Genomic DNA, 4,174 nt, shown 5'->3' on the forward strand with positions numbered 1-4,174 from the left:
TTCGATATCGATCACGTAGTCGTTGCAGACCCGCATCGTGACGACCTTGCCGCCGCGCTCGCGGAACGCGCGCAGGTAGTCCGCACCGAACTGCGCGCTCATTTCGATCAGCACGTCGCAGCGCTCGAGCGCTTCGTCCATCGATAGCAGCGGCACGTCCCATTCGCCGAGCATCATCTGCGGATCGGCGAGCTGTTCGCCGCCGTTCACCATCACGGCTTCAGCGACGAGCGGCGACTGGCGCAGCAGCAGGATCAGCAGCAGGCAGTTCTGGAAGATGCCGTTTTCCCACAGCGACTGGCCGGCGCCGCGCACGAAAAGCGACACGCCGACGACGAGACGCTTGCCTGCACAAGGTGCCGGTCGGGTGTTAGACCTTGCCATGTATTCCTCTAAGTTGAGCGATTTGGCGTGGTTGAAAAGTTCGACATCTGGTATACCGTCCACGGTGTCACGAGTAGGCTCCCGATCCGAGCGAGCGCGCCAATGTCTGGCCATTGATTCTGCCAAGCACGACAAAACACTGAAGCAATTGCACCGATATGTTCGATGGTCCCGACTTCATTCGCATAACGTCGATCAGGCCGCAGTGCAGACTCGTAGCGATGGCGGAGCGCCTGCCGTACAACGCGCTTGAAAGTCCAACCGAATAAGCAAGCTTCGCATCGTCGCGGGTCTTTTCGTCGACCTGCCGGTCTATCAAAGCGTCCGCGACACGCTCGAATTGCTGCATCGATCGCCCCACCGTTCCGACCGTAGAGCACTCTGCCTTTTTCAATCGCCCCGGCTTGCCGGTATGGTACCCCTGCACCCATTGCGCCCCAGCCAACGAAGCCGCGAGCAGCCCGTCGACGCCTTCTATGCCCTCCACCACCACCTGCGGTGCATGATCCCGGGCGCGGGCCACCAATTTTTCGAACTGCTCGAACTGCACCCCGTCACCCCCGTCCGTCGGCGACATGCGACCGGCGATCTTGACGATGTCAGGCGAAGCGATCCGAGCGCCATTCTCGACACTGAATCCATCGCCGAAATCGTCCACGGCAATGCTGCAGCCCATGCGCTGCAGGCGCGCGACAAAGGTACGCCCCGACACGGGCGACAGTTGCGTGGTCTCGGTAATCTCCACGACGAGGCGACTCGCAATATCGGGCCTGCTCTCGAGCAGCAGGAGAATCGATTCCCACCACTGAATGTCATTCGCGCTCTGTGCGGAAATATTGACACCCAGGCGTAGGTCAACGTTCGATTCCATGAACTCGATGGCCATGCCAACGACGTAGCGGTCGAGGAAACGCATGAGTTGAAGTCGTTCCAGACTGGGAATGAATGCTGACGGATACGCGATCGGATGATCGTCCGTGCCAAGAATCCGCACCAAGCATTCGTGATACAGCACATGTTCGCCGTCACGCACGCTCAAAATCGGCTGTGCCCACAGCATCACCCGGTCTCGAGCAATCGCCGTCAGCACCATGCCGGCGGCCCTCATGTCCGAATCCACGTGAAGCCTCGAATCTTGAGTGGGAGCAGGTTGCATCAGCACCTTGACGCAGTGACTCATGCCGTCTCCATACACGCAAAGGATGACGATTTGCCTGCCTCGCCGGGCGCTTGACGGGCATTGGAGTCCGACATGCGTATGCTCCGGTTCAGGCGACCAGGCGCGCGACGAACGCGTCCAGGTTCGCGGGGTTGTCGATCGAGACCGACTGCAGCAGCCGGTCAGCTTTCGCACGATAGTCGTCGAGCCGCTCGTCGTGATGCAGCCATGCATCGCGTAGCATCCGGCCGCCCGCGGCGGAATCGAAGTCCGGGTAGTAGTAGCCGGCGTCGCCGATCAGCGTCGAGTTGTGGATCAGCGGATAGCCGCCGTACAACACGTCGTAGTACAGATAGTTCTGCGCGTTTTCCCAGTGGTGGGACACGACGGCGTCCGCGTGGCGCGCCATGAAGCCCGGCAGGTCAATGCGCGGCTCGAACGTCGCCTTGTGCTGGCGCACTAGGTCGAGGCTGTTCGCGAAGTGCACGAAGGTCGGATGGGTCTTCATGTGCATCGAGTTGACGACGAACAGATGCTGCACCGCGTCCGGTTGTGCGCGGTAGAACTCGTCGCACACGAGCATCGGGTAATGGCAGGACTTCACGACCGAGATGTTCGGCTCGAGCGTGGCGAGATGCCACGGGCGGCGGCCGGGCCGATAGCCGAACGTCACGCCTTCTTCTTCCAGCGCGGCGACGCGGCGATCGAGGAAGTACGGCGACCAGATATGCGGCATCAGGTGCACCGGTGCGCGCAGGATGGTTTGCAGCATCGGCGCGCCGGTCTTCTCGTACTGGGGCAGCAGCCATACTTCGTCGAACGGCGTGTCGTTGAAGATGTGCCCCGACGGTTTGCCGAAGATCGGCGTTTCGCCCAGGCCGGCGTATACGTGCCCGCAGAAGAAGGCGACGAGTTTCTTGCCGAGCGCCTTCATGTGCCTGCGCCATTCGAACGGCAGTTGCGCGCCCATCTCGATCACGACGTCGAGTTCGTGCGTGACGTCGGAAGGCTTCACAAGCGGCACGTCGAGGCCGTCGAGGTCGAGGCCGGTCGGCAGTGCATTGGCGTCGCCACCGTTCAGGAAATAGACTGGGCCGACGCGGTCCGAGCGCTTCAACATCATCGCGAGGAATGCGATGTTCTGGTGAATGCCGTTTTCCCAGATCGCCTGGCCGTCCCGTGCAAACAGCGAAATGCCGACGGCCGGCCGCCTGTCGAGGCAATTCCGGCGGGCATCGTGACTATATGTCGTCTGCATTACATTCTCGTCGTACGTCATTCGATACGACCGTCGATACACGATCCCCCGGGCGGCGGCCGCAACGCCGCGCCCGGGGGGGCGAGTCTCAACGACTTACCACTGGTACGAGACCCCCGCACCGTAGGTGCTGCCGTTGCCGCTGATCCCAACGCCGAGCTTGGCCTTCAGGTTGTCGCTGAACCGCACCGACACCCCGATTGCCGACGCCGCATACCCCTGGTAGCTGCCGCTGCCGATCCCGACCGCGATCGTCTTCCCGGGGTCGACCTCCGGAATCATGGTCAACGCGGTTGCCGCAGCCACGCCCGAGTACGCACGACGCGCCACTTCGTTGACCGACGACTGAACGCGCCAAAGCTGATTCATATTGGCCGCATCGGTGCCGTTGATCCCGGGTGCGACGTTCGTCAAGCGACGCTCGTTGCCGGGCGTACCGAACGAAACGGTGTTCGGAGCCGAGGCCACCGACCCCGCGCCGATCGCGACGGAATTCGGTGCGGTTGCCATGCTGCCTTGGCCAACCGCGGTCGTATTGGCTCCCGACGCCGTCGATCCCTGGCCCAACGCCGTCGAATTGTCGCCGGTTGCTGCCGCCGCCTGACCGTCGGCCTTGGAGTTGTTGCCCGACGCAATCGCGCCTTGACCCTCCGCTGTGGAGTTCTGCCCCGAGGCAGTCGCGCCTTGCCCCACCGCAGTCGAATTCACGCCCGACGCACTCGCCCCTTGACCAATCGCTGTCGAGCTTGCGGCTGCCGATGCGCCCGAGCCGATAGCCGTACTGCCATCCGTCGTCTGGGTTTTGATCGACGTCAGCGGCGCGACCGCGGTCGACAGAGAGTTCAGGTTGGCTTCCGTCGTGGACAGCCCGGTCGAAAGGGACGCGACATTGCTGTTCGCCGAGCTAAGGCCCGTCGACGTCGACGTGGACAGCGATGCCACCGCGCTATTGGTCGTGCTCAAGCCCGTCGACAGTGAACCGACGCTGGAGGCCGTCGATGTGGACAGCGACGTGATCGAGCTGTTGGCAGCCGCGATACCCGTCGACGTGGAGGTCGACAACTGGCTTACGTTGGCGTTGGTCGTGCTCAGGCCCGTCGACAGCGAACCCACGCTGGACGCCGTCGACGTCGACAGCGAGTCCACGTTGCTGTTCGTCGTGCTCAGGCCTGTCGACAACGAACCCACGCTGGATGCGGTCGAGGTCGACAGCGAATCCAGGTTGCTATTCGTCGTGCTCAGGCCCGTCGACAGCGAACCGACGCTGGACGCCGTTGAGGTCGACAGCGAATCCACGTTGCTGTTGGTCGTGCTCAGCCCCGTCGACAGCGAACCCACGCTGGACGCCGTCGAAGTCGACAGCGAGTCCACGT

The 4,174-nt window shown here is 62.7% G+C and carries 4 protein-coding genes; all 4 read right to left on the reverse strand.

The genetic code is table 11. The features are described from left to right. The coding region (locus tag U4Z31_RS36645; protein WP_321812965.1) for a DUF2827 family protein at positions 1 to 384 on the reverse strand (384 nt) is incomplete at its 3' end. 67 nt (positions 385 to 451) lie between these two features. Further along, the gene (locus U4Z31_RS36650; RefSeq protein ID WP_321812966.1) at positions 452 to 1,564 is read right to left on the reverse strand and encodes an EAL domain-containing protein; all 1,113 of its coding nucleotides are present in this window, start codon (positions 1,562 to 1,564) and stop codon (positions 452 to 454) included. An 88-nt stretch (positions 1,565 to 1,652) separates the two neighbouring features. Further along, positions 1,653 to 2,801 (reverse strand): DUF2827 domain-containing protein, encoded by a 1,149-nt coding sequence (locus U4Z31_RS36655; protein ID WP_321812967.1) that lies wholly within the window; start codon positions 2,799 to 2,801, stop codon positions 1,653 to 1,655. A gap of 96 nt (positions 2,802 to 2,897) precedes the next feature. Then, positions 2,898 to 4,174: YadA family autotransporter adhesin (locus U4Z31_RS36660; RefSeq protein WP_321812968.1), on the reverse strand; the 1,277-nt coding region annotated here is incomplete at its 5' end.

The sequence above is a fragment of the Burkholderia sp. BCC1985 genome, assembly GCF_905339915.1.
Lineage (GTDB): Bacteria > Pseudomonadota > Gammaproteobacteria > Burkholderiales > Burkholderiaceae > Burkholderia.